This window comes from Streptomyces sp. NBC_01017, from assembly GCF_045162795.1.
GTDB lineage: Bacteria > Actinomycetota > Actinomycetes > Streptomycetales > Streptomycetaceae > Streptomyces > Streptomyces machairae.
In genome coordinates, this window is sequence record NZ_CP108683.1 from 271,631 (window position 1) to 294,893 (window position 23,263).

Here is a 23,263-nt window from a genome sequence, read left to right on the forward strand (position 1 = left end):
CCGCCCCAGATACGCGGCAGCCGGTTTGGGGAGTTGGTCCCTTGCGGGCCGGATGTCGCACGATGGCCGGCATGGCGTGGCTCGCCACCACGCCCCGCAGCAGCATCAGCTGCTGCGGACCGGCCATCGCCAAACTTCCGACATCGCCTCCGTGGGCGCATCCGCCGCGGTCACGATGTCCCATCGCGCACTCTCGTGGCCGGCGGTGGGCACGCCCGACCACCGCCCCGACCACGCGATCGTTCTTGTGTCGTAACCGTGGTCGGGGTCTCTTGGTCGGGGCTCGGGTCGCAGTGGACGGGTTGCCTGCTTCCCATGACTCGTTCCCCATCACGTGCCCCGGCCGCAGAGTTGGCCCCCAGCCCTGCCGAACCGTTGCGCCTGCAGGTCCTGACCGCGCTCGCCCTGCACCGCATGGCCACGACCAGCCAGCTGCGCCAGATGCTCCGGCCGGACAGCTCCCGCCAGCTGTTCTCCCGCGTGCTGAACAAGCTGCGGGATGCGGGCTTCGTCGACCTCACCCCGCTGTCGGGCAAGGACCGTTCACGTACGCACGCCTGGTACCTCACCCCCGAAGGGGCACGCCTGACCCGCGACCTCCCTGCCCTGCGGGGCCGCCCGCCCTACCCCATCACCTCAACCACCGCAGCATCGCTGAAGACGCCCCACACGCTCACCGTGGTCCGCACCCATCTGCCCTTTGCAGCAGACGCCCGCAGACTCGGACACGAACACGGCCCGTGGGACTGGACCCCGGAAGTAGCTCACCCCATCGGCGAAGGAGAACGGCTCGTAGCCGACGCCGTCATGCACTACACCGTCACCGGCAGCGAACACCGGCTGAAACTGCGCGCGTTCGTAGAGGTCGACCGCACCACCATGAGCAGCGAACGCCTGGCCGTGAAACTGATCGAGTACGCCAGACTGTTCCGGTACGAAGCCCAACCCGTCGGCCGCCACAGGCAGGCTTCCGCCGGCCCGGCGTGGCTGCGCTGGTACCCCGTCTACCCCCGCGTCCTCTTCATACTCACCGGCGCCCCCCGGCCCAGACTGAGGAACCGGATCAGCGATCTACAGGCGATGACCGCTCAGCACCCACTCGTCGCCGCCCTCGCCCGCGAAGTCCCACTCGGAGCCACCGTCCTCGAAGACATCGAACACCACGGCCCCTCGGCGAAGATATGGGTACCGTTAGCTGGGGGCCAGCCCCGCCCCTGGACCCACTTGTGATCACAAGGCCCCACGCCAAGAAGGCCACCGACGGTTTCGGATATGCCTCACTCCTGCTCGGGAGACGACGACTCGTCCTGCAACAGCCACTCCCCACGCCGCCCGCTCCTCATCCGTAAGCCGCCCGCCCGGATGCGGCCAGAGCGCGCGAACGTCCTCGTTCACAGCCGCAGCAGAGCGCAAGACGCCCGGGCGCTGAGAGGAGGGGGACATGGCACAAGGCTCTCGCCCCGGGCACCGGATCACTTACGGCTGTCATGGCCTTTCCGCAATCCGTTCGGCGGCGTCCAGCGCCAGGTGCCACGGGTACGCATTCGGCTTCCCCGAGCCCGGCTGGTTCGGCACGAACCCGCCCTCCCCGAACAGGACTTCGACGCCCATCTCCCGCAGCTCGGCGACGCTCCGCTCGAAACGACGGTGCTGCACGTAAGCGGCATTCACACACGGCATCGCCACCATCGGGATGCCCTTGCCGATCCCCTCGGCGACAACCCCGACGACGAAGTCTCGAGTGATGCCGAGCGCCCACGCGTTGACGGTGTTGAAGGTGGCCGGCGCCACCAGGATCACGTCCGCCTTCGGCCACACGTCCGGCTCACCAGGCTGCTTGTACTCCCACCGCACCGGGTTCCCCGTCAGAGCGGCCAGCCCGTCGAGGCTCTCGTCCAGCCAGCTCGCCGCGGTCGGCGTCAATCCGAGGCACACGTCGAAGCCGCGACGCTGAGCGTCCTCGACAACCTTCGCCACGTCGAAGACGGGGGGCGCAGCCGAGCCGAACAGGTACAGAGTCCGTGAGGTCATGCGGGCAGTGGATCACATGCAACCGCCCCCGATCCAGATGGAGTCGAGGGCGGACGCCTGCCCCGCGCCCTGCTGCGCGGGTACCGTTCCAAGTGGCCTTAGGAACGGAGACGAGTATGCCCAACCGGGACGACGACAGCACGGGCGCCCGCATCCGCGAACAGCGGAAACTGGCCAGGCTCACGCAGCGCGAACTCGCCGACCGCATCCCCTATTCGTATGGCCTGCTCAACTCGGTCGAGTGCGGCCTGCGCCCAGCAACCAGCGACTTCGTTGCCGCCGTCGCTCACGCCCTCAAGATCGACGTCACCACCCTCACGGGGCAGCCCTACGTGACCGAATTGCAGCGCGACCGGCTCGCCGAGCTCGTCCGGCCGATTCGTGAAGCCCTCGACCTGTACGACCTCGGAGTGAACCCAGACCTGAGCACCCGGCCGACGCCCGCGCTCATTAAGGAGGCGGACCGGCTGTGCTCCGAAGTTCGGGCCACACATCTGCGCAACGCCGCACGAGCACTGCCGGGAACGATCGCCGAACTCACCTACACCGCCTGGGCGCAGCCGTCCACGGAACTGTGGCAAGCTCTCGCGTCGACGTACCGCACCGCCCACGACATCACCGTCAAGCTCGGCTACTACGACCTATCTGCCGTCGCCCTGGACCGGATGGCGTGGGCCGCCGAACGCGCATCCGATCCCTGCCTGGGCGCGGTCCGCCAGTACATGCGCGCGCTCGTCTACTTCCGGGAGGGCGAGTACACGATCGGGCAGCGCCTGATCTCCTCAGGCCAATGCATCGTCGGTGCCGCGGACCCCACCCGCGAGGCGCTCGCCGTCACCGGCCAACTGCACCTCGGAGCGTCCGTCATCGCGGCGCGGGCCCGGCAGACGAGCACCGTCGTCGACCACATCTCGGAGGCCCGGCAGATCGCGACGCGGATCGGCGACTCCTCCGACGTCCACTGGCTCAGCTTCGGCCCGACGAACGTCGCGCTGCACAGGATGTCTGCCGCGGTGGAGATGCGCCACTACGACGCCGCACTGAAGCAGTCCCGGAAGATCAAGCTTCCGCCGTCGCTCGCCACCAGCCGGCGCGCCCACTTCTTCATCGACCGGGCGCGCACGGAGATGGAGACCGGACATGCGGAGGCCGCGCTGCGGTCCCTTGTAGACGCCCGGCATGCGGCACCGGAGCAGACCCGCTATCACCCCGGCGCCCGCGAGACGATCAGCGGCCTGGTGCATCTGTCCCGGCGGACGCCGGACACGCTCCACCACATGGCTGCCTGGATCGGTTTGTAGGTGCGCCTACAACGCCTACATATGTGTAGGCGTTGTGCCCCATGCCAGCCCCTACGGTCACAGATGTTGAGACAGACCACGCGTGACCGGGGAGACGTGCGCATGAGCGACCACAGCGAGCAGGCGTTACGGCCGGTACAGACCGCGCCCGGGATCCTCGTTCACCCTGCATCAGACCGACGCCTCGCGGTCGAACACTGGCTGCTTTCCACGCTCCCCGCCACCGGCCGCGCTCGAGCCCGTGTGGCATGGCGAGAGCAGGGCGTCGCCATGCTGCCGCTCGGATGCCTTTTCTCAGCCGTCCGACTCCCGGGCCCCCTCGTCATGGCCCTCGCCAACACCGTCGTGCCCCACGAAATCGACGCCTTCCTCAACAGCGCGCTCGACGGCGGCCCGGTCATCTGCGACCCGCGCAACCCCCGCTACTACGCGCTCGTGCCCGCCAGCACACCCCGCACGTACCGCGAGAAGGCAGACTTCGACGACTGGCGCGCCATGGACGTCGACGTCCTCGGCAGCGGCACACTGCTCGGCGTACCACCCGTCGATGCTGAAGAGTTGGACGCTGCCACCCGCGCCTCGTACTGGTCGGTGCCGATGGAATCGGCCTCAGTGCTGTGCCGGCCGCTCCTCGTCGGCCGTCTGATCGGCGCAGGCCGGGAGAAGCTCGACGAGGGGCTGGACGCATGAACCGCCCTACGGCGAGCGCCACACGGTGCGCACCGAACAGTCCGCTGGACGGACCGCGGGCTACTGCTGGGCGGAGCAACCGACCGAGCCATTGCGGTGCACGCAGCCACCTGGCCACGAGGGCCACCCGCACTGGCACACGTACACCAAGACGAGTTGGTTGTGACAGCTCAGCCGCTGTGCCATGCAGCGCAGGCGTCTATACGCCACTCCCACCGGCCTCGATGTGACCGAGGCTGCCACCGACGAGCCCCAAAACCCCAACAGAATCCAGGTAATCGAATGACTGCGATTGACGACTCGACTGTTCGCGAGCCCGACGCACTACGTGCGGACATGGTCCGGGCGCTCCGTGACCAGGACGCGATCACGTCCGAGCCTGTCGCCGCCGCCTTCGCCGTGGTTCCCCGGCACCTGTTCGCACCGGCCGCGCCCCTCGGCCTCGCCTACGACCTCCACAGCACCGTTGCGGTCAAGAAGGACGAACACGGCCTGGACATCAGCGTCATGTCCGCCGCTCATCTCCAGGCCGTGATGCTGGAGCAGGCCGGCATCGAGCCCGGCATGAAGGTCCTGGAGATCGGTTCCGGCGGCTACAACGCCGCGCTCATCGAGGAACTCGTAGGCAGCGACGGCGTGGTCACCACAGTCGACATCGACCATGACATCGTCGACCGCGCCCGCCTGTGCCTGGACGACGCCGGGTACGGCCAAGTGAAGACGGTCCTCGCCGACGGCGAGACCGGGGTGCCGGACGGCGCCCCGTATGACCGGATCATCGTCACCGCGGCAGCGTGGGACATCCCTCCGTCGTGGATCAGCGAGCTCAAGGACAACGGCCGGCTCGTCGTCCCGCTGACCGTACGCGGCACCACCCGCTCGATCGCGTTCGACCGCGACGGCAAGGACCTGATCAGCCACTCCTACCGTCTGGCGCGCTTCGTACCCATGCAGGGTGAAGGAGCCGCCAAGGAAGAACGCAAAGCAATGCTGCGGGACGGCGTCGCCGTCCAGACCGACGACGAGCAGGTACTCCTCAACACGCAGGCACTGAACCGCGCCCTGGACACTCCCAGGCTGGAGCACTGGTCGGGCGCGGCCTACGACCTGCCCGACGAGCTGGAGCTGTACCTCACGCTCAACCTGTCGAGCACCGCCCGGCTGCACGCGTCCAAGGACGTCGTCGACAGCGGGCTCGTCGACGCATCAGCCCTGCTCGGTGTGCCAGCCCTGGTCAGCCAGGACAGCATCGCGTACCGCACCCGCCGCGAGAACCAGGACACCGGGGGCTTCGAGAGCGGCGTGGTCGCCCACGGCCCGCAGGCCGAAGCTCTCGCGGCCCAGTACACAGGCCTACTCCGGTGCTGGGCCAAGAACCACCGCCGTCGGGGAGCAGCCACGATCAGGTACCTGCCGGGTCCTGCCCCGTCATCTCCGCTCCAGGTCACCGTGCAGAAGCGGCACGGCATCCTCGCGGTGTCCTGGCACTAAGCCTCCGGGGCCCACTCCCGGGCCCCGGCACGCACCATCCCCTAATGCCGAGGAGGCATGCATGACCGTTCAACTGGACCACCCGATTGCTCCGCCGGTCGCCGGACAGATAGCGCCCGGACCAGACCCCTTCGAGCTGGACATCACGATCGTCGAAGGCGGCCCCGCCGCTGACCAGCTCATCCGTCTGACCAACGACGGCTGCGGCTCGACGTGCGCGTCCGCATGCACGAGCTGCCCGTAACAGCACCAGACCGCGATTCTCGCGGTGCCCGGCCGCGCCTCAGTCATGGGCGAGGCCGGGCACCGCTCACCCACAGGAGGGTGTGTGTATCGCTTCGTTGATGCAGCAGTGATCCGGGCGGCTGCGTGGAACTACGACCATCCGGTGGTCTGGCCGGAGCTGACCGGCCCGTCGGCGAACACGGAGACGTGGCGGGCGTGGCTGCAACAGACCTGGCAAATCGCCGACTTCGCGACCGCCGTCGAAGCCGCAAGCCCCGACCTTGCGAGGCGAGTGGGCCAGATCTGTGCCGGCCAGCCGCTGGCGGGCTCTTCTGTACGCCGCACCGTGCTCGCGGCCCTCCGCTACCTGCTGCGGGCCCACACGCGCGCCACCCCGTTCGGTCTCTTCGCCGGGGTTGCAGCCGCACGAATAGGCACCACCACCGCGCTACGCATGGGAACCGAGCACCAGGCATCTACCCGACCCGACGCGACATGGATCACGGCCCTCGTCGACCAGTTCGAGGAGCACAGCGGACTGCGGCCCCACCTAATGCTGCTCGCCTCCAGCCTCATCGTCGAGCGCGACGAGTGCGTGGTGATCGAGCATCGTCCCAGCGGCACACGCGACGGCGTTCCGGAACACGTGCAGCTACGGGTGACAGCACCGGTCCTCGAAGCCCTGAACAGCGCGCGGACTCCGATCCTCTGGAGCGACCTCGTCGCCAAACTCTCCGCCAGTTTCCCGACCACGCCGCTCGCCACGATCGAAAAGCTCCTCGGGGGCTTGGTCAGGCAACGATTCCTGATCACCAGCCTCCGCCCGGCAATGACGGACACCGACCCGCTCGCCACCCTCCTCACCCACACACGGCGTCTCGCGCCCGATGAGACAGCAAATTTACGCGAGGCCCCAAAGACCGCGCTCGACCTGCGGATGGACTGGGACCTGGTCGTCCCGGAAACGGTGGCCCAGGAGGCGGCAGCGGCAGCCAAGGCGCTCACCCGTCTCGCGCCCCGCCCGGCGCTGACCGGATGGGCCGAGTGGCACGGCCAGTTCCTCGAGCGGTACGGGCCAAGGGCGGCCGTCCCCGTCGTGGACGCCATTGACGCGCTCGGGTACCCCTCCGGGTATCTCGGTTCCACCTCCACGCCAGCACCTTCCCCCCTGCCCGACCGTGACAGACGACTTATCAAGCTCGCCCATGCCGCCGGGATGCAACGCCGCCTTGAAGTCGAACTCGACGATGCCGCGATCGAGGAGCTGGCCACCACAGATCCCGGCCACGCCGTCCAACCGAGCACAGAGGTGACCGTCCGCATCGACGCAGCGAGCGTTCCGATGCTGGAGCAGGGGGAGTTCACGCTTCACGTCGTCGGGGTGGCACGCTCGGCTGGCGCGACCACCGGCCGCTTCCTGGGCCTGCTGGACGACGAGGACCTCCGCCGCATGACCAAGGTGAGCGCCGGACTGCCCGGTGTACACAAAGGTGCGCTCGTCGCGCAGATCAGCTCCACCCCGCTGTCCGTGCGTGCTGAGAACGTCGCGCGTGCCCTGCAGGCGACCGAGTTGGTGATCTCACTCGGTGACTACCACGGCTCGGACACCAACCTCATCCCGGTAACAGACCTCGCGGTGACCGCCGACACCGAACGGCTTCACCTGGTCTCGCTCTCCCGCCGGCGCCCGGTGCACACGCTGCTGCTGAACGCCGTAGACCTGGGCTACCACTCGCATCCGCTGGCCCGGTTCTTGACCGAGGCACCCGTCGCACTGGCCGTCCCGTGCACCGGGTTCGTGTGGGGCACCGCCGCCTCCAACCTGCCGTTCCTGCCCGCGCTGCGCTACGGACGCACGATCCTGTCCCCGGCCCGCTGGCTCCTCGCCAGTGACGACCTCCCCGCCGCGCCGACACCCTGGCCGCAGTGGGACGAAGCCCTGGCCCAATGGCGCCGCGACGTGCAGCTGCCTGAGCGGGTGTACCTGAGTGAGGCCGACCAGTGCATGGCCCTCGACCTGATGGAGCCCTCACACCGGGCCCTCCTGCGCACGCACCTGGACCGCGACGGCACGGTAACGCTGCGCCCCGCGCCGGCCCCCGAGGATCTGGGCTGGACCAGCGGTCACGCCCACGAGGTCGTCATCCCCCTGGCCACAGAGCAAAACGTGGTCCCCGTCCAGGCAGGGGGCCACGTTGTCAGCCGAGAGCACGGCCACCTGCCCGGCTGCGGCAACCGCATCTACCTCCAGCTCCACGGACACCGCGGCTGGCAGAACCCTCTCCTGACCCGGCACCTGCCGACCCTGCTCAAAGAACTGGGCCACCCCCGCTGGTGGTTCGTCCGCTACCTGGACCCCGACGACCACCTTCGCCTCCGTCTGATCTGCGCGCCCGGCACCGTCGGCTCGGCCATCGAGCGCATCGGGGAGTGGACCCAGCAGCTTCGGCACAGCGGCCTGATCACCCACGCAGGCGTGGAGACCTACCACCCGGAGACCGCGCGGTTCGGCGGCCCCGCAGCGATCGACGCGGCCGAGCAGTATTTCGCCGCCGACTCCGCGGCCGCTCTGGCCCAACTCGCCGCCCAAGCCGGAAGGGACGCCCCGGACGTCCGCGCGGTGACCGCCGCGAGCATAGTGGACATCGCGATCGGCCTGCTCGGCGACGACGCCGCGGCGATGCAGTGGCTCATAGACCACACACGCACCGATCGGGCCGCTCCGCCCCGCGCCATCTACCGGCAAGCCGTCGACCTGATGAACTCCGACCCTCCGGTCCTGGACGAGCGTGTCACCGCGGCCTGGTCCGCCCGGCGCGCGGCACTGGCTGCCTACGCCCACACGCTCACCGTCACGGCCACACACCCCCACGACGTGTTGCCGGATTTGCTGCATCTCCACCACGTGCGGATGAGCGGGCCCGGACTGCCCGAGGAACGCACGCACCTGCACCTGGCTCGAGCTGCCGCCCTGAGCTGGACGGCACAAGCAAGGAGGACAGCGTGACCACGACAGCCCCCATCCCGACTGTGCTGGCGACCGCCGACGAGCTGGCCGGCGCACTATCCGCCCCGAGCGCTGTGTGGCCCGGTGGCCGGCCCGAAGGCGTGCGGGCTTGGCCGCAGTCGCTCGCCGGCGGAGCCTCGGGGATCGCCCTGCTGCACGTCGAGCGTGCCCGGACCGGCCGCGGCGACTGGGAGACCGCGCACACCTGGCTGGCCACGGCCGTGCACGGCGAAGTCAGCGCAGCGGCCAACGCGAACCTGTACTTCGGCGCTCCCGCCCTCGCGTTCATCACGCACCGCGCGGCCAGCGCATCGAGCCGGTACCTGCGCCTTCTGCAGAAGCTGGACCAAGCGACCCTCACCGTCACCCGGAACCGCCTGACTGAGGCTCACCGGCGCATCGACCGCGCTGAGCGGCCTCCCATGGAGGAATTCGACCTGATCCAGGGCCTGTCAGGGCTGGGCGCGTATCACCTGAGTCGGCACCCCCACACTGAGATCACCCGGGACGTCCTGACTTACCTCGTGCGCCTGACCGAGCCCCGGCGCGATCCGGCCGGACTACCGCCATGGTGGATGAACGTCGCACCCACTGGTTCACCCCACGCCGACTACCCCGGCGGGCACGGGAACTTCGGCCTCTCCCACGGCATCGGCTCCGCCCTGTCCGTTCTGTCCCTGGCACTGCTGCGCGACCTGGCCGTGCCCGGCACGGTCGATGCGGTTGAACGGATCTGTGCTTGGACAGACCAATGGCGTCAAGGCGACGAGACCACCTCTTGGTGGCCGGGCTATATCTCAAGGCAACAGGCGGCCGACAACCACGTCCATTCCGCCCTTCGTCCCCGCTCCTCCTGGTGCTACGGAGTCAGCGGTACGGCTCGCGCCCAGCAACTGGCGGGACTTGCCCTCGAGGACTCAGCCCGCGTGTGGGCTGCGGAGAACGCGATACTGGCGACCCTACGCGACCCGCTTCAGCTGGACAGACTCCCCGAGATCGGGCTGTGCCACGGCATGGCCGGCCTGCTGCAGGCCGGGTGGCGGATGGCCACCGAGACGGGTAACTCCGAGATCACTGCGGAGCTGCACCATCTGGCCGACCGTCTGATCACCGCGCTCGGCAAGGACGACCACGACCCGGAACTCCTCGACGGAGCTGCCGGAGCGGCCCTCGCCCTGCACACCGTCGGCACAGGCAGCGCGCCGGCACCGCACTGGGACACCTTCCTCGCCCTGGCGTAAAACATCACGGAGACCCGCCTCATGAACTCATCGACCTGGTGCCAGGCCAACGTGGCGTTCCCAAACTGGGAACGCGCCGAGACCATAGCCTTGGCCCGACTCGCCCCGCTCCTGCTCACGGCCGAGGACGAAGGCGCCCTCACCTCGTGGTTCATCATCCGTAAGCGCCCCTGTTGGCGCGTGCGCTACGCGTCCGCTGCCGGCGGGCTGGACCGCATCGGCCAGGGCCTTGGCGTGCTGATCGCCGAGGGGGACATCACAGCGTGGACGGAGAGCATCTACGAACCCGAGGTCCACGCCTTCGGCGGAGCCGAAGCCATGGCGTCCGCCCACCGTCTCTTCCACCGCGACAGCCGGTGCCTCGTCGATTTTCTCCGGAGCGACGCCGGCGAACATCGACGCGAGACCTCCCTGATGCTGTGCAGCCTCATGATGCGTTCCGCCGGACTGGACTGGTACGAGCAGGGCGACGTCTGGGCACGCGTCGGCGCGCACCGCGCACTGCCCGCCGATACCGGACAAGCCAACCAACACCGCCTGCACCGCGCCGTGCACCGACTGCTCTCCGTGAACGGAGAGGACATGACGCGCGCGGGTGGACCGCTGGCCCACGCCGCCGAATGGGCAAGCGCCTATACAGACGCCGGAAAAGAACTGGCCCACCTCGCCAACTCGGGGCAGCTGCGCCGCGGCCTGCGTGACGTCCTGGCCCATCACGTGCTCTTCGCCTGGAACCGGATCGGCCTGCCCTACGCCACGCAGGCCACCCTCGTGGCCGCCACCAAGTCCGTCATCTTCGGCCCCGACCCCACCGCCGAGAGGAGCGCCACAGACCGTGTGGAAACTCCCTGACTCCGTTGCCCAGCGCTTCCCCCTCGTTGCTCGTCCTCGTCCGGCCTGCCGCTCCCTGCACCAACGAGTACGTGACCTGGCCGAAGCCGCCGACATCGCAGCAAGGCGGAACGACTCGACCATGGCCTCCGTGGTCTACAACCAGGCCGCATTGATAGCCTCCGATGCCGGAGAGCCGGACACCGCCCGCGCCATGTGCCACCAGCACGCCGCCGCCTACCTACAGGCCGCCCCCTTAACCGGCAGGGCCGCGATCCGCGCACTTGAACCGGCCGTTAACCTCGCGCGCCTACACATCCGCGCCGGCCAGGCCCACGAGGGTCATCAACTCCTCCTGACATTGTTCGACGCGGTCAGTACCGACTCCCCCACTCACGTCGAGGACATCTCCATACCGGCCGGCCTCACCAAGACGGCCGAAGACCGCCACGAGGTCCGCGCCTGGCTGTGGAGCGTCCTCCTCGCCGACGGCACACGCGCCCTGACCAGTGCTGGCCGGTGGGCCGAAGCGCTCGCCCACGCCGAAATGCACCACGGTGTCGGACAGCGCATGCTCGACGGCCGCCAAGTTGCCGTCCTCGCCGCACTCACAAGCGGAAACACCCTCCACGCCAGCAGCCTCCTGGCACATACAGTGCCCGGAGAGTCATGGGAGAAGGCTGTCACGCACTGCCTGACCGTCCTATGCCAGCGCATATCGGGGCGTCCCTGGCGGCGCGCGCTCCAGGACCTGGTGGCCGCCTACCTCGAACGCCTGGACCCGGACGGCATGGCCGTCTTCAACACGCGGCTCGGACTCACGGCGTTGGAGCTGATCGATTCAGCCGAAGACCCAGCGGCGCGCCTGGTGGCTGCAGAACTGCACCGTCGGACGATGAAAACCGCCGACGGCTACGCCGCCCGAGAAACCCTGGCACACCCGCTCTTCACGGCACTCGCCACCGACCGAGAGGCAGAAGACTGCTATGCCCTTCTGCGCGACTGCGCACTCGAAGCGGGGGAGCTTCCTGGGGAACTGAGTGCCCAACTCGCGGCGGCCTTGCGTATGAGTGACCGCACGATACGCCGGAGCCTCGCCACCCGGAGCGGGATCACACGAACGAAGCAGAGCGATCTTGAACAGAAGGTGTCACAACTGACCGCCCGGCCACGCTCCGCACTGTGAACAGAGTGATCACTCAGGCCAACCCAGCAGTGATCCGCGACGGGCCCTCCACACGTGACCGGCCGTCGTGAAACCTTGCCCCCCTTCCTGCTCCCCGTCCTGCGGGGATGTCCTTGTAAGAAAAGCCTGGGTGAAGCCGGACTTGACGGTCGTCGAGCGCGAGGCGCGCCCTCGGGGCGGTCGGCGATGTTGAGGTGAACGACCGTGCCATCGTCGTTAAGGGACTGGACGAGCCGCCCCGCTACTACCTGCAGCACGGGTTCGGCTACCAGTGCCACGACCGCGCCAAGCCCCACCACTACCGCCAGCACGGCCGAGCCCGGATCGGCTGGGAGGCGGAGAACGGACCCGACCCCGCATGAACTTCAGCACCTGGCCTGCGCTGCTCGTCGTCGACGTCGAAGGCAACGGAACCGCTCCGCCCGACCTCGTCGAGGTGGCCGCACTGCCCATCAGGGACGGCCACCCCGACAAGAGCACCGCGAAGGCGTGGCTGACGCGCCCGAACCGCCCGGTCACCTCCTTCGCGACCCGGGTGCACGGCCTGTCCAACGATGACTTGGGGTCGTGTCCCTTCTTGTGGTGTAGCCGATCATCCGGTGGTCGTGTTGGTGGTGTTGGGTAGTGCGGGGCGCTTTCGGGGCGCTCGGCGGGGTAGATCGTGTCCATGCTTCCCTCGGGCAGGTAGCGGCGGGGGAAGGCGATCCATTCGTCGTGGAGTTCGAAGAGCACGGCGGTGACCAGTCGCAGGAGTGCGTCGTCGTTCGGGAAGACCTGGACGACGTCGGTGCGGCGTTTGATTTCGCGGTTGATCCGCTCCAGCGGGTTGGTGGACTGGATCTTCTTCCAATGTCGTTCGGGGAATACGGCGAAGGCGGTCAGGTCGCTCTTCGCCTCCAGCAGCATCTCCTTGACCTTGGGGAACTGTGTGCCGAGCATGTCGGCGACGGTGTCCAGCTGGGTGCGGACCGCATCGGCGGTGGGCTGGGCGAAGATGGTGCGAATGGTCGCAGCAACCATCTCCGCTGAGTCCTTGCTGATCACGCTGAACACGTTGCGCAGGAAATGGACCCGGCAGCGCTGGTAGGCCGCGCCGAGCATGACCTTGCGGATCGCCTTGACCAGGCCCGCGTGGTGGTCACCGAGCACGAGCCGGACACCGCCCAGGCCGCGTTCACGCAAGGAACGCAGGAACTGGGTCCAGAACACTTCGGTCTCGCTGTCGCCGACCATCACGCCCAGTACCTCGCGGCCGCCGTCCTCGGTGATGCCGGTGGCGATCACCACGGCACGCGAGACGATCTGGTGGGCGACCCGCGCCTTGCAGTAGGTGGCGTCCAGGTAGATGTAGGGGAAGCGGACGTGGTCCAGGGGCCGGCCACGGAACGCCGTCAGCTGAATGTCCAGGTCGGAGCAGATCCGGGAGACCTCGCTCTTGGAGATCCCGCTGTCCGCACCAAGCGCCTTGACCAGCTCGTCGACCGATCGTGTGGACACGCCGTGAACGTACGCCTCCATGATGACCGCGAAGAGGGCCTGGTCGATGCGGCGGCGTCGTTCCAGCAGGCTCGGGAAGAAGCTGCCCGCGCGTAGCTTAGGTATCGCCAGGTCCAGGTCACCGGCCTGCGTGGTCAGCGTCTTGTCGCGGTGCCCATTGCGCAGCGCGGTGCGTGTCTCGGTCTGCTCGTTCCACTGCGCACCGATCCTCGACGTCGCCTCGGCCTCGATCAGCTCCTGCAGCATCCGCTCGGCCACGGAACGGACGAGTTCGAGCCCGTCCGCCGAACGCAGTGACTCCAGCAGCCGAAGTAAGTCATGCTGGGACAGGGCCACCATGCACCTCCTGGTCGAATTGGCCTTCTACCAGGGAGAATTGCATGGTGGCCGTCTGCCAGGCAGGGAGCGCAATCCAGGCGGCCGTACGCCCCCAGGCGCACACCCTCACATTGATCGGCTACACCACAACAAGGGACGCCATCTGACTTGGCAGACAAGCCAGCGTGGGCGGAGATCGCGGGCCAGGTGCATACCTTCATGGGCACGGCATGGATCTGCGCGCACAGCGCCCATACCGACTACCGCGTGCTGAGCGCGCACCTCCCGAGCTGGCAGCCCGTCGGCGTGCTGGACACTCTCCGGCTCGCCAAGGCCACCTATCCGGACCTGGACAGGTACAGCTTGGACGCTCTCATCGAGCACGTGAGGCCCGACCTGAGCGAGGCCCCCGCGCAGCGGCATCGGGCCACGTTCGACGCCTTCGCCACGGCACAGCTCCTCATCGCCATGGCCTCCCGTTACGAGACCTGGGGCCAACTGGTCGCAGCGGCCGTGCCGCCCGGCCTGCCCGGCGCCCCCGACCCAGAAAAGGACCCGACCCTGTGGTGACCCATTCACAGCCCATCCGGATCGGCGTGCTCGGCACGCACTCCACCGGCAAGACGACGCTGGTCAAGCGCATCGAGATGGAGCTGCGCGGGCACGGCCTTACCGTGGCCCACACGGTCGGCTCGGCAAGCGGGCGGCGGAGGCCGGGCTGCCGAAGATGCAGCCACACGGAGCGGTCCACCGAGTGGATCATCACGCAAGGCATCGCCAACGAGATCAGCGCCGTCACCCTGGGCGCCGAAGTCGTCCTCGCCGACCGTGCCTCCTACGACGCGCTCGCCTACTGGCACGCCGCGCTGGAGTGCCGCGGGGAAACCGTCCCCCGACTGGAGCGTGAACGCCTGCTGGCACTCGCCGCCACACAACTGCCGTAGTACGACCTGCTGTTCGCCACCGTGCTCGACGAGGAAGTACCCGTCGACACCAGCCACGACTACGACCCCCGCTACCGCAAGCTCGTCGACCCCGACAGCCAGGCTCACGCCGTCGACGTCGCCGTTCAGCGCTGCTTGAAAGAGGCGCTGGTATAAGTTCGCCCACAGGCACCATCGCCATCGCCGAGAAGACCGTGTCCCGGCTCGGAACGCATGGCGGACCTGCGGGGGAACATCCCCGCGGGTGCGGGGAGCTCGCACCATCCCAACCACAGCGGTCCAAGCCCCGGCCTTGCACGCCTACCTGCGCCGGGCGTCCCGGCGTCTTATCTGCGCGTTGACGTCGGCAGCCGGAACGGTTCATCCCGGATCCCAGTGGCCGCGAGGGAGCGGCTCCTTTCAACTCACCCATGACGAAAGGGCGTTGGCAAGCGCCTGCCCGCCCTGTTGAACCGCGGTGCCGGCCACCAAGGCGGGCAGGGCTTGGGCGACTCCCCTCAAGGCACCAGCCTGCGCCTGAGGGTCAGTCGCGCCCAGCGAGGTGTCGACGGAATCCGTCATGGCCAGCAGCACTGCCGCGTTGGCTAGACCTGTCTCGTTCTGCTCCACGTCGGTGCGGAAGGAGGTGAGGAGGCCACGTACGATCTCAATGTCGACGGCGCCCTGGACGGACGCGGACTGGTACACGTTGGAAATGTTCTGCCCCACGACGTTCTGGTTGGGGGCGTTGTTACTGCCACCGATACTGATGCCCGAACCTCGCCCCTGCTCCTCTTCGCGGCGACCGCGCTCGAAGATCATCACTTGCCTCCCTGGGTGCCGTTACTCTGGCCCACCCCGCGGATGTCGCTGCCCGCGACGTTCTGGATGGGCGCGTTGTTGTCGCCGTAGACCTGAATGTTGGTGATGACCGCGGCGACCTGGCGCTCATACGGGGCGGTGTCGACGCCCACTTCTTCGAGGTACTCGGAGACGGTCCGGAAGATGCAGGTCTGCATCAGCACGACGTGCCGCTTGGCATCATCGCTCTGGTGCATGTCGATGACTTCCTCGGATGAGTACCGATCACGCAGGCTGACCGGGTCCTTCTCCTCGGCCCTGGCCTCCGCACGCTGTCCACCGAGCCCGAGCCGCGTCACGTACCGCCACAGCGTGACCGGCCCCGCGACCGCGTCCAGTATCGATTGGGCCACGAGCCAGCCGAGTAGACGGGGCCCACGCTTGGCGACCGGCGTGCCAGCGACCCGCAGCTCGTTGTACACCGGCGTGATCACCTGTGGCCGGATGGTCAGCCGCAGTTCTCCGGCTTCCAGCGCAGCGTGCACGAACACGCTGACCACGACCTGTCCGTCCCAGCTGACGCACTGCGCGCGCAAGTACAGCCGGTCCGGCATGCTGGACGGGGACCGGCGCCCCCGTCCCCGCAGGTCGGGTACTTCCAGCTTGGCCGCGCGAGTGCGTTGGAGCCACAGCGCTGCCGGCAGAGCCTGCACCTCTGTGACCGAGAACCCGGGCAGCGGATCGGTGATCTCCCTCGCTCCGCGCCCCAGTTCTCGGAGAGCGGCGCCTATTCTGCGCAGCAGTTCCCATTCACCGAACGGCTTGACCGACTCCTCTGGGTCTCTGGGCTTGAGCGGGATACCGATGTCTGCGGCACCCCATACGTCGCGCCCGGCTCCGACAAAACGCTCCGGATGGTCGTACGGCAGCTCCTGCCATGTCTGTTCCCGGCCGATCTGTGCCATCCGGCGCCCGCCCTTCGCGGCCGCCCAAGGCGACCGGCCGGGCGCGACTCCTTCGCGCATGATCCCGCCAAGGGCAGCCCGGGCCACGAGCCGGTCCCCGGCACACACCAGCGCGACACCGGCCAACAACGCGAAGGGCAACAGCAGAAGACCAACCCGGAGGCCGATTGAAGTTCCCCCCGGGTCCTGGACAGCGGGTGTTTACGCTGCGGGGGTGAGGTCTTGCCTGAGCAAGGTTCTCGTTTCGAGTGGGGTGACGTACCCGTACTCGGGGTGTCTGCGAAGTCGGCTGCGGTTGTACTCGATCTCGATGTAGCGGAAGACGTCGGCCCGGGCGGCCTCGCGGGTCTCCCAGACGGTGGTTCCGATCTCCGCTTTGAGGACGGCGAACCAGCTTTCCGCAGCAGCGTTATCGTAACAAGAGCCGACACGTCCCATCGACTGTCGCATGCGCAACTTGCGTATCTCGGTGCGGAATTCATCACTCGTGTATTCGCTGCCGCGGTCGGTGTGCATGATGCAGCCGTCCTCCAGACCGCCGCGTCCGGCCGCCATCCGCAGGGCGACGACCGGCAGCTCGGCACGGTGGTGGTCGGCCATCGCCCAGCCGATCACCTCCCGCGTCGCGAGATCGATGCAGGTCGCCAGATACAACTTCCCTTCCAGTGTGACGAGTTCGGTCATGTCACCGACCAGCCGCATCCCGGGACGGGGGGCGGTGAAGTCCCGGCCGATCAGGTCGGCGGTGAACACCGCCCGCCTGGCCTGTCTGGTCAGGCCCCGACGCCGGCGGCGGGTGATCCCGACGATCCGGTACTTGCGCATCAGCCGCTCGACCCTCTTCGGGTTCACCGCCCGCCCGGCCCGCCGCAGGGCGGCGTGGATCCGCGGGGCCCCGTAGGCGCCGCGCGATCCGGCGTGGAGCACTCGGATCTCGTCCACCAGGCGTTCCTCCTCGCGCCGCGCGACCCGGCGCGCTGACTCGGCCGCCCGGTGCGCGTAGTAGGTAGAGCGCGGCACTCCGAGCGCACGGCACAGCAGCGCAACGCTGTGACCTGCGTGATTGTCGTTCGATGTCTTCTCCGCGTCGATGAAGCGGCACCGCGTGGCGGTGTCTACCTCATCTTGTCCTGCGCGAAGAAGGCGGTCGCTTTTCCCAGGATGTCGACCGTCTTCTCCAGCTCGCGGACCTTACGCCGCAGCTGGGCGAGTTCTTCCCGCTCGGCGCTGGTCAGAGTCCCGGCAGGCCCCTCGCCCCGGTCGACCTTGGCCTGCTTCACCCAGCCACGCAGACCCTCCGGGCTCACCCCCAGGTCCCGGGCGACCTCGGTGACCGTCTTGTCCGACGACAGCGCCAGCGCGACAGCGTCGCGTTTGAACTCGGCCGTGTACCGCTTGCTCATGTTGCTCTTCTTGCTCACTACCTTGACTGCTTCCTCCGGGACCTTCCGTCCCAGTATCAGGCTGTCCAGGTCAAGGGGGGAGCTTCAGATGAACTCGCCGTCGACCGGCCGGAAGGGAACCACAGCGAGCACCCACGGCACGCACAGCACGAGGTACGCCGACCGAGGAGAGGTCGCCAACCATGACCTCTTCGCCTTCCGGTGCGCACGCAGCGCAGCCCACCGCATCACCAAAGCCACCAGGAAGACCCCACCCCACACAGCCGCAGCCCGGGGTGTCGCATAGGTCACGCCAGCGGCCACGAGCAACAGGCCAACCCACCGGAGCCACCTTCGCCGCCGTGCACGCAGACTGTGTGCGACCACCGGCATGAGGTCGAATCCGTACGACGGCACGGGCACGGGCGGCCCGTGCAGGACATGATCCAAAACCCACTGCGCCATAGCCTCGCCCAAGGGCGGGCAGTCGTCGCTGCCCTCCAGGTAGATGCGCCTGCGCGTGCTGCGGCGGGGTTTGTCCGGCGCCTTGTCCTTGCCGCGGATCCTTTGCCACCACGCCTTGGCAGACTTGACCCGGTCAGGCCGCGCGTAAACGGCCTGACACAGCAACCCGGTCACCTCCGACGCGGTCGGATCCACCTCAGCAGAGGCAGCAGGAGCTGGTTGAACCGGAACCGCCGGCCCCTGGACCACGTCCTCCGCCGCACGTGGCCGCTCACGCAGGCCCCACCCGAACCCCATCCCGCCCCCCGTTCGCCGGTACGGCGGGCATCTTCACGCCGAAATCCGGGAAGCGCCAGATCGCAAACGCGACAAAGAGCGCAACCGTCTTGGCGAGCAGAGAGTTGACCGAATTCTGCCCCCTCAGCACACTCGGCAGCAGGTACGAGAAGTGGTTCGGCTTTTCTCTCAACACAGGCTTCGAAAGTCAATGAACGCGGCACGACCTGCGGTGAATCCGCCGGCCATCCAGTCCGCTCCCCGCACCCGCACAGTGGACGCCGCTGCGGGATCAGGGATGGCGCTGGCTCGGCAGTCTCGGCCGCTAGTAGCGTGTCGCTGCTTAGCTATGGTGTTTCTGGCTGGGATGTTCGTGACGACAGGGTCTTTCCTCCTTACCGGACAGGGTTGTTGTCATGGGTTCGCAGAAGAAGTATCCGGTCAGGTTGACTGCGCGGGATCGCGAGGAGCTGGTCCGGGTGACCACGACGGGTGTGCGCAGAGCCTCGATGATCATGCGTGCGCGGGTGTTGCTCGCGCTGGACACCTCGGTGGGTGAGGTGGACTCCAAGGAGGTGATCGCGACCCGGCTCGGTGTCTCTGGTGAGACATTGCGGCTGGTCGCCAAGCGCTTCACCGAGACCGGTGGCGATGTTCACGCCACGATCGCACGGAAGAAACGCGACCTGCCGCCGGTGCCCTCGCCGGTGACCGGCGAGGTCGAAGCCCGACTGATCGCGATGGCGTGCTCCCAGCCGCCCCCGGGCCATGCGCGGTGGTCCTTGCGGCTACTGGAGAAGCACGTGGCACTCGTCGACGACATCCCCGATCTGGACCACTCCACCATCGGCCGGGTCTTAAAAAAACGGAACTGCGTCCTCACCTGAAGAAGTGCTGGACCATCCCGCCCCGAGCGAACGCCGAGTTCGCGGCGCGCATGGAGGACGTACTGGCCGTCTATGCCCGGCCCTATGACCCGGCGCGTCCGGTGGTGTGCATGGACGAGAAGCCCTACCAGCTCCTCACCCATGTCCGCGACCCCCACGGGCCCGGCCCGGCCGCGACGCGTGCCAGGACAGCGAGTACATCCGCTGCGGCACCTGCTCCGTCTTCGTATGGACCGAACCCCTGCGCGGACGGCGTCGAGTTCAGGCACTGACCCGGCGGACCCGGATCGACTGGGCCGGCCAGGTCAAGCAGCTACTGACCGTGGACCACCCCGACGCCGCGACCGTGGTGCTGGTGATGGACAACCTCAACACCCACACCATCGCCTCCCTGTACGAGGCATTCGAACCACAAGAGGCCTTCGCCCCGGCCCAGCGCCTCGAGATCCACCACACACCCAAACACGGCTCCTGGCTCAACATCGCCGAGATCGAACTCTCCGCGCTGACCCGGCAATGCCTCGACCGCCGGATCGGCGACCTCGACACACTCAACACCGAACTCTCGGCCTGGCAGAACGCCACCAACACCCACCAACGCCAAGTGGACTGGCAGTTCACCACCCATGACGCACGCATCAAACTGCGCCACCTTTATCCCAAGAATTAGCCACGACAGTCTACTAGTCGTGTCCCGACTACCCGCCGTGGTCGTGGTTGACGAGTTCGGAAGGCACCCGCGGCCGTAGACACTCACGCAGAGCGTCGCGCCCCGACCAGCAGCGTGGCCGCCGTGCGCGGCCCGTCACTCGTAGCCGGCCACACCTCCACACCGATGTCCGTGAACCCGGACTGGTCGAGGAGCTTCACCCACACCTGCTCCTCCAACACCCAGCGGGGGCATCGTGGTCGGTTCACCGTCCGGCGTCCTCACGCCGACGTTCCCGGCCACCACGTCCGGCTGCGCTGGCGCTCCCCCGACAGATAGTAGGCCAGCGTTGAGAACACCAGACGGCCTCCGGGCCGCAGCGCCTGGCCGCTGCCGGTAGCAGCTCCCGCGGATCGGTGAAGTCGACCGCCCCGAACACCGAATACAGGACGTCATAGGTACCGTCCAACGCCTGCAAGTGGGCGACCACATCGGAGTCGACGATCCGAAGGCGCGGAGCCAGGTGGCCGAACAGGTCGGTGGCCATCTCGGTCTGGGCGGGTGAGGAGTCCACGGCGATGACCTGGGCCGGCCGGTGACGGGTCGCCAGGTGCGCGGCGTGCCGGGCTGAGCCCGCGCCGAGGTCTCCCACGCACGCCCCGCTCAACTCGCCCAGGGCCTCCGTGCCGGGGCCGGCGTCTTGCTCCCAGGTTCAGTAGAACGAGTCCGGAACGTCGCGGTCGTTGGCGGCACGGTTACGGCCGTGTTTATTCCCCAACGCCGTTCCACAGCGTTCGCTCCTCAGTGACCACGACCGCGCTGCCCCGCGCCGCGCACCTCCACGCGACTTCAGCTCCCGCGTGCGTAGGAATGCGTTTGCTCTGCCCACTTCTTCAGCTGGGACCGGTCCATCTCGGAGATTTCACCTCTCCACCGAACAGACAGAAGCCCGGGAGGCTCTCGCACCCCCCTCGCCGCGATCAGCAAGGACGGCTTGCACTGTCATCCATGCAACTGCCCAGGCGCTAAGCGCCCACTCAGAACGGGTGCGGCTCGGCCAGGCTGGGACAGGGGCGCGTTTTCCGAGTATCGGTCAACCGGTACGCGCCGCGTCGGTATCGTGACTCACAGTACGCACCATGGAGGGACCAGCGTGACCGACTCGGCTCAACTGCCGACCGCCCAGGACCGACCGCTGTCACTCGGCGAGCTCATCGAACGCAGCGCCGATCTGAAGCGGGGGCTGGTCCAGTACGTTCAAGGGCCGCGGTTCGACCGGAAACTGACCGCGGCCTTGCTGGAGGCGGCAGGAGCAGACCGGTCGCTGGAGGAGAGCACCACCATCAGCGTGATCGACCAGTTCGCGCTGCAGCACCGTCTGCCCGACGGACGCACCCCGGTGGAGCGGTACGCGGACGCCCGAAAGGACCTGTCCCCGGTGGAGCGGAAGATGCTGCTGGGCTGGAGAGATGTGGTCGAGGGCCTGTTCGAGATCCGGGCCAGGGACGGTGATGCGCTGGTACTGCTGAACCTCATCGACGAACTGGAGTACCGGACCTACTCCAACATGGGCCGCAAAGTCTTCCGCGGCATGTCCAAAGGCGGTTTCGTCATCGGTCGGCTCGTGCCCATCGCCCCGTATCCGGGGGCCTGGCTCGTCTCCGGCGGCATCGCGTCCTACCGCAAGGCCGACGGCCCCCAGATCGCGCAGATCGCCCTGGAGACAGCCGCGGAACATCCTGCGCTCGTCTTCCGCAACCCGGACAAGATCGCCCAGGGCTGGGAGCAGATGCACCGGGACCGGGAAGCGTTCATCGCCTGCTTCGGCGCGGACCAGGTGGTGCTGCCCCCAGCCGAAGCCCAGGAACGGCTCGACGCCTTCCACCGGCACCGCTGGCTGACCACCCGCACCGCAACGGGCAACCACGACCCCGCCGAGCCCTTCCCCTCGCACCTGTCTTTCCAGCTCCCCGAGGACCTCCAAGCAGCGGACACCGTCGGCATCATCTACGACGCCACCGAGGGCATGAACCTCTACCGCGACTACGGCCTGCTCGACGCCCTCTACGCCAACCCCGCCCTCACCTCCAGCCGCCGCCACACCGACCAGCTACGCAGCTACGTCCGCGACACCTCCATCTCCCCACTGCCCTTCCAACGCCTCGCCGAAGCCCACCCCGACACCGTCGACACCGTGATCAGCAAGGTCCTGCGCAAACCCGCCTTCACCTGGACCGAGCACGGTGAAGCCTGGCTGCGACGCCGAAAGGCGGAGTTCTACGAGCGCGAGCCCCGCCCCGGCGTCTCAGTGATCGGCAACCGGCTAACCGAACTCGCCGCCGCCAGCCGCCGCTGACCCGCGGCTCCTGCCACCCTGGGGCTCCGCCCTCTCGGACATGGACGCCAATAACCAACCACCCCGGCCTCATCACTCTCCGCGATGACCATGGTCCCCCGCCCTGATCGAAGGCCCGGGAGAACAGGCCCGTGGCAGTCGGAGGGGGCATCCGCTCCAACTGCCCTTCTGGAAAGCACGCGACGGTTTGAAACGCACAACCATGAGGACAAGGGCCAGTTGCAGGTCCAGCACCGCAGCTCCCTGGCGGGCCGACGCCACGTGTCATCCGCACCAGGTGTCCCACCATGCGTGGCACACCCTGAACGAAGCCGTCGATGTGGTCCAGGGTGGTCCAAGTGCAGTTCTCCGGCCACGCCACCGTCAGAGCTGTCAGGACTCACCGCTCCACCAGGAGCAAGGTCAGAGATCGTTCAGGAAGTCGTCGGGGCTGACGATGCGCGCGAGGTAGTACGCCGGTCGCCCCTTGGGGTCTGGGTGTCGTGGTATTCGATCATGCCGAAGTCGTTCGGCACGGGTACAGGTAGGCGCCGGGGACGCCAGGGATGGGCATCGCGTCGGGCGGCATGATGCCGAGTTCCAGCACCTCGATCAGTGCGGCCATGGCAACGCTCACGGCATTGAAGAGGCCAACCGGCGCCTTGGCGCCGATGGCCTGATGCATGGCCGGGGAAAGGATAAGCGGGTCTTCGTCGTCGGGGCCGCTGTAATCATACTGAGGGCCGTCGCGGGTCAACGGCC

The 23,263-nt window shown here is 68.0% G+C and carries 21 protein-coding genes and 3 pseudogenes; 15 read left to right on the forward strand and 9 right to left on the reverse strand.

Annotation, left to right across the window (positions count from 1 at the left end; genetic code table 11):
• Positions 1 to 315 precede the first annotated feature (315 nt).
• Positions 316 to 1,230 carry a replication-relaxation family protein gene (locus OG331_RS01435; RefSeq protein ID WP_406190820.1) on the forward strand — a complete coding sequence of 305 codons (915 nt, stop codon included), beginning with the start codon at positions 316 to 318 and terminating at the stop codon, positions 1,228 to 1,230.
• 255 nt (positions 1,231 to 1,485) lie between these two features.
• Here the strand turns inward: OG331_RS01435 and OG331_RS01440 are convergent, their stop codons facing one another.
• The gene (locus tag OG331_RS01440) at positions 1,486 to 2,031 is read right to left on the reverse strand and encodes a flavoprotein (RefSeq protein ID WP_406190823.1); all 546 of its coding nucleotides are present in this window, start codon (positions 2,029 to 2,031) and stop codon (positions 1,486 to 1,488) included.
• A 116-nt stretch (positions 2,032 to 2,147) separates the two neighbouring features.
• Here OG331_RS01440 and OG331_RS01445 point away from each other — a divergent pair, with 116 nt between their 5' ends.
• From OG331_RS01445 to OG331_RS01480, 8 genes are all read left to right on the forward strand, one after another.
• Positions 2,148 to 3,332: a helix-turn-helix domain-containing protein gene (locus OG331_RS01445; RefSeq protein ID WP_406190826.1), complete on the forward strand. Its 1,185-nt coding sequence runs from the start codon at positions 2,148 to 2,150 to the stop codon at positions 3,330 to 3,332.
• A 102-nt stretch (positions 3,333 to 3,434) separates the two neighbouring features.
• Entirely contained in the window at positions 3,435 to 4,022 is a 588-nt protein-coding gene (locus OG331_RS01450; protein WP_406190829.1) for a hypothetical protein, read from the forward strand.
• A 282-nt stretch (positions 4,023 to 4,304) separates the two neighbouring features.
• Positions 4,305 to 5,513, forward strand: coding sequence for a methyltransferase, FxLD system (fxlM, locus tag OG331_RS01455; protein WP_406190832.1), 1,209 nt, complete (start codon positions 4,305 to 4,307; stop codon positions 5,511 to 5,513).
• A gap of 61 nt (positions 5,514 to 5,574) precedes the next feature.
• Positions 5,575 to 5,757, forward strand: a complete 183-nt coding sequence (locus tag OG331_RS01460) for an FxLD family lanthipeptide (RefSeq protein WP_406190835.1) — start codon at positions 5,575 to 5,577, stop codon at positions 5,755 to 5,757.
• A gap of 84 nt (positions 5,758 to 5,841) precedes the next feature.
• Positions 5,842 to 8,745: a lantibiotic dehydratase gene (locus OG331_RS01465; RefSeq protein ID WP_406190838.1), complete on the forward strand. Its 2,904-nt coding sequence runs from the start codon at positions 5,842 to 5,844 to the stop codon at positions 8,743 to 8,745.
• A complete protein-coding gene (locus tag OG331_RS01470; RefSeq protein WP_406190841.1) occupies positions 8,742 to 9,986 on the forward strand; it encodes a lanthionine synthetase C family protein in 1,245 nt (414 codons plus the stop codon). The genes OG331_RS01465 and OG331_RS01470 overlap by 4 nt, the downstream gene beginning before the upstream one ends.
• A 21-nt stretch (positions 9,987 to 10,007) precedes the next feature.
• Complete coding sequence (locus OG331_RS01475) at positions 10,008 to 10,838, forward strand: thiopeptide-type bacteriocin biosynthesis protein (RefSeq protein ID WP_406190845.1); 831 nt, start codon at positions 10,008 to 10,010, stop codon at positions 10,836 to 10,838.
• Positions 10,839 to 10,959: 121 nt separating this feature from the next.
• Positions 10,960 to 12,003, forward strand: a complete 1,044-nt coding sequence (locus OG331_RS01480; RefSeq protein WP_406190848.1) for a hypothetical protein — start codon at positions 10,960 to 10,962, stop codon at positions 12,001 to 12,003.
• A 630-nt stretch (positions 12,004 to 12,633) separates the two neighbouring features.
• On the opposite strand, the pseudogene OG331_RS01485 reads toward OG331_RS01480, so the two are convergent.
• Positions 12,634 to 13,839: pseudogene (locus OG331_RS01485) on the reverse strand (IS256 family transposase); the annotation flags it as partial.
• 147 nt (positions 13,840 to 13,986) lie between these two features.
• Between OG331_RS01485 and OG331_RS01490 the strand changes: the two are divergent.
• From OG331_RS01490 to OG331_RS01500, 3 genes are read left to right on the forward strand one after another with little or no spacing between them, the layout of a single operon-like run.
• Positions 13,987 to 14,388: a PolC-type DNA polymerase III gene (locus OG331_RS01490; protein WP_406190851.1), complete on the forward strand. Its 402-nt coding sequence runs from the start codon at positions 13,987 to 13,989 to the stop codon at positions 14,386 to 14,388.
• On the forward strand, positions 14,385 to 14,762 hold the full coding sequence (locus tag OG331_RS01495) for an AAA family ATPase (RefSeq protein WP_406190854.1): 378 nt from the start codon (positions 14,385 to 14,387) through the stop codon (positions 14,760 to 14,762). The genes OG331_RS01490 and OG331_RS01495 overlap by 4 nt, the downstream gene beginning before the upstream one ends.
• 21 nt (positions 14,763 to 14,783) lie before the next feature.
• Positions 14,784 to 14,918, forward strand: a complete 135-nt coding sequence (locus OG331_RS01500; protein WP_406190857.1) for a hypothetical protein — start codon at positions 14,784 to 14,786, stop codon at positions 14,916 to 14,918.
• A gap of 243 nt (positions 14,919 to 15,161) precedes the next feature.
• Here OG331_RS01500 and OG331_RS01505 read toward each other — a convergent pair whose 3' ends face one another.
• From OG331_RS01505 to OG331_RS01525, 5 genes and pseudogenes are all read right to left on the reverse strand, one after another.
• On the reverse strand, positions 15,162 to 15,563 hold the full coding sequence (locus OG331_RS01505; RefSeq protein WP_406190860.1) for a hypothetical protein: 402 nt from the start codon (positions 15,561 to 15,563) through the stop codon (positions 15,162 to 15,164).
• Positions 15,563 to 16,507 carry a hypothetical protein gene (locus OG331_RS01510; protein WP_406190864.1) on the reverse strand — a complete coding sequence of 315 codons (945 nt, stop codon included), beginning with the start codon at positions 16,505 to 16,507 and terminating at the stop codon, positions 15,563 to 15,565. Before OG331_RS01510 ends, OG331_RS01505 begins: the two co-directional genes overlap by 1 nt.
• Before the next feature lie 201 nt (positions 16,508 to 16,708).
• A pseudogene (locus OG331_RS01515) lies at positions 16,709 to 17,611 on the reverse strand (IS3 family transposase); the annotation flags it as partial.
• Between the two features lie 11 nt (positions 17,612 to 17,622).
• Complete coding sequence (locus OG331_RS01520; protein ID WP_030596003.1) at positions 17,623 to 17,910, reverse strand: transposase; 288 nt, start codon at positions 17,908 to 17,910, stop codon at positions 17,623 to 17,625.
• An 84-nt stretch (positions 17,911 to 17,994) separates the two neighbouring features.
• Positions 17,995 to 18,528, reverse strand: a complete 534-nt coding sequence (locus tag OG331_RS01525) for a hypothetical protein (protein WP_406190868.1) — start codon at positions 18,526 to 18,528, stop codon at positions 17,995 to 17,997.
• Between the two features lie 518 nt (positions 18,529 to 19,046).
• Between OG331_RS01525 and OG331_RS01530 the strand changes: the two genes are divergently transcribed.
• Positions 19,047 to 19,517: a helix-turn-helix domain-containing protein gene (locus OG331_RS01530; protein ID WP_406190871.1), complete on the forward strand. Its 471-nt coding sequence runs from the start codon at positions 19,047 to 19,049 to the stop codon at positions 19,515 to 19,517.
• A gap of 106 nt (positions 19,518 to 19,623) precedes the next feature.
• A complete protein-coding gene (locus tag OG331_RS01535) occupies positions 19,624 to 20,187 on the forward strand; it encodes a transposase (RefSeq protein WP_406190874.1) in 564 nt (187 codons plus the stop codon).
• An 83-nt stretch (positions 20,188 to 20,270) separates the two neighbouring features.
• Here OG331_RS01535 and OG331_RS01540 read toward each other — a convergent pair.
• Positions 20,271 to 20,944: pseudogene (locus OG331_RS01540) on the reverse strand (class I SAM-dependent methyltransferase).
• Positions 20,945 to 21,319: 375 nt separating this feature from the next.
• On the opposite strand from OG331_RS01540, the gene OG331_RS01545 reads away from it, so the two are divergent.
• The gene (locus OG331_RS01545) at positions 21,320 to 22,522 is read left to right on the forward strand and encodes a hypothetical protein (protein ID WP_406190878.1); all 1,203 of its coding nucleotides are present in this window, start codon (positions 21,320 to 21,322) and stop codon (positions 22,520 to 22,522) included.
• Positions 22,523 to 23,015: 493 nt separating this feature from the next.
• On the opposite strand, the gene OG331_RS01550 is transcribed toward OG331_RS01545, so the two are convergent.
• Positions 23,016 to 23,258 (reverse strand): hypothetical protein, encoded by a 243-nt coding sequence (locus OG331_RS01550; protein WP_406190881.1) that lies wholly within the window; start codon positions 23,256 to 23,258, stop codon positions 23,016 to 23,018.
• Between the last annotated feature and the right edge of the window lie 5 nt (positions 23,259 to 23,263).

Bases quoted from the DNA above. Each gene is read 5' to 3' on its own strand.
- OG331_RS01435 (WP_406190820.1), top strand. From the start codon at position 316: ATGACTCGTTCCCCATCACGTGCCCCGGCCGCAGAGTTGGCCCCCAGC.
- OG331_RS01440 (WP_406190823.1), bottom strand. From the start codon at position 2,031: ATGACCTCACGGACTCTGTACCTGTTCGGCTCGGCTGCGCCCCCCGTC.
- OG331_RS01445 (WP_406190826.1), top strand. From the start codon at position 2,148: ATGCCCAACCGGGACGACGACAGCACGGGCGCCCGCATCCGCGAACAG.
- OG331_RS01450 (WP_406190829.1), top strand. From the start codon at position 3,435: ATGAGCGACCACAGCGAGCAGGCGTTACGGCCGGTACAGACCGCGCCC.
- fxlM (WP_406190832.1), top strand. From the start codon at position 4,305: ATGACTGCGATTGACGACTCGACTGTTCGCGAGCCCGACGCACTACGT.
- OG331_RS01460 (WP_406190835.1), top strand. From the start codon at position 5,575: ATGACCGTTCAACTGGACCACCCGATTGCTCCGCCGGTCGCCGGACAG.
- OG331_RS01475 (WP_406190845.1), top strand. From the start codon at position 10,008: ATGAACTCATCGACCTGGTGCCAGGCCAACGTGGCGTTCCCAAACTGG.
- OG331_RS01480 (WP_406190848.1), top strand. From the start codon at position 10,960: ATGGCCTCCGTGGTCTACAACCAGGCCGCATTGATAGCCTCCGATGCC.
- OG331_RS01505 (WP_406190860.1), bottom strand. From the start codon at position 15,563: ATGATCTTCGAGCGCGGTCGCCGCGAAGAGGAGCAGGGGCGAGGTTCG.
- OG331_RS01510 (WP_406190864.1), bottom strand. From the start codon at position 16,507: ATGGCACAGATCGGCCGGGAACAGACATGGCAGGAGCTGCCGTACGAC.
- OG331_RS01520 (WP_030596003.1), bottom strand. From the start codon at position 17,910: ATGAGCAAGCGGTACACGGCCGAGTTCAAACGCGACGCTGTCGCGCTG.
- OG331_RS01530 (WP_406190871.1), top strand. From the start codon at position 19,047: ATGGGTTCGCAGAAGAAGTATCCGGTCAGGTTGACTGCGCGGGATCGC.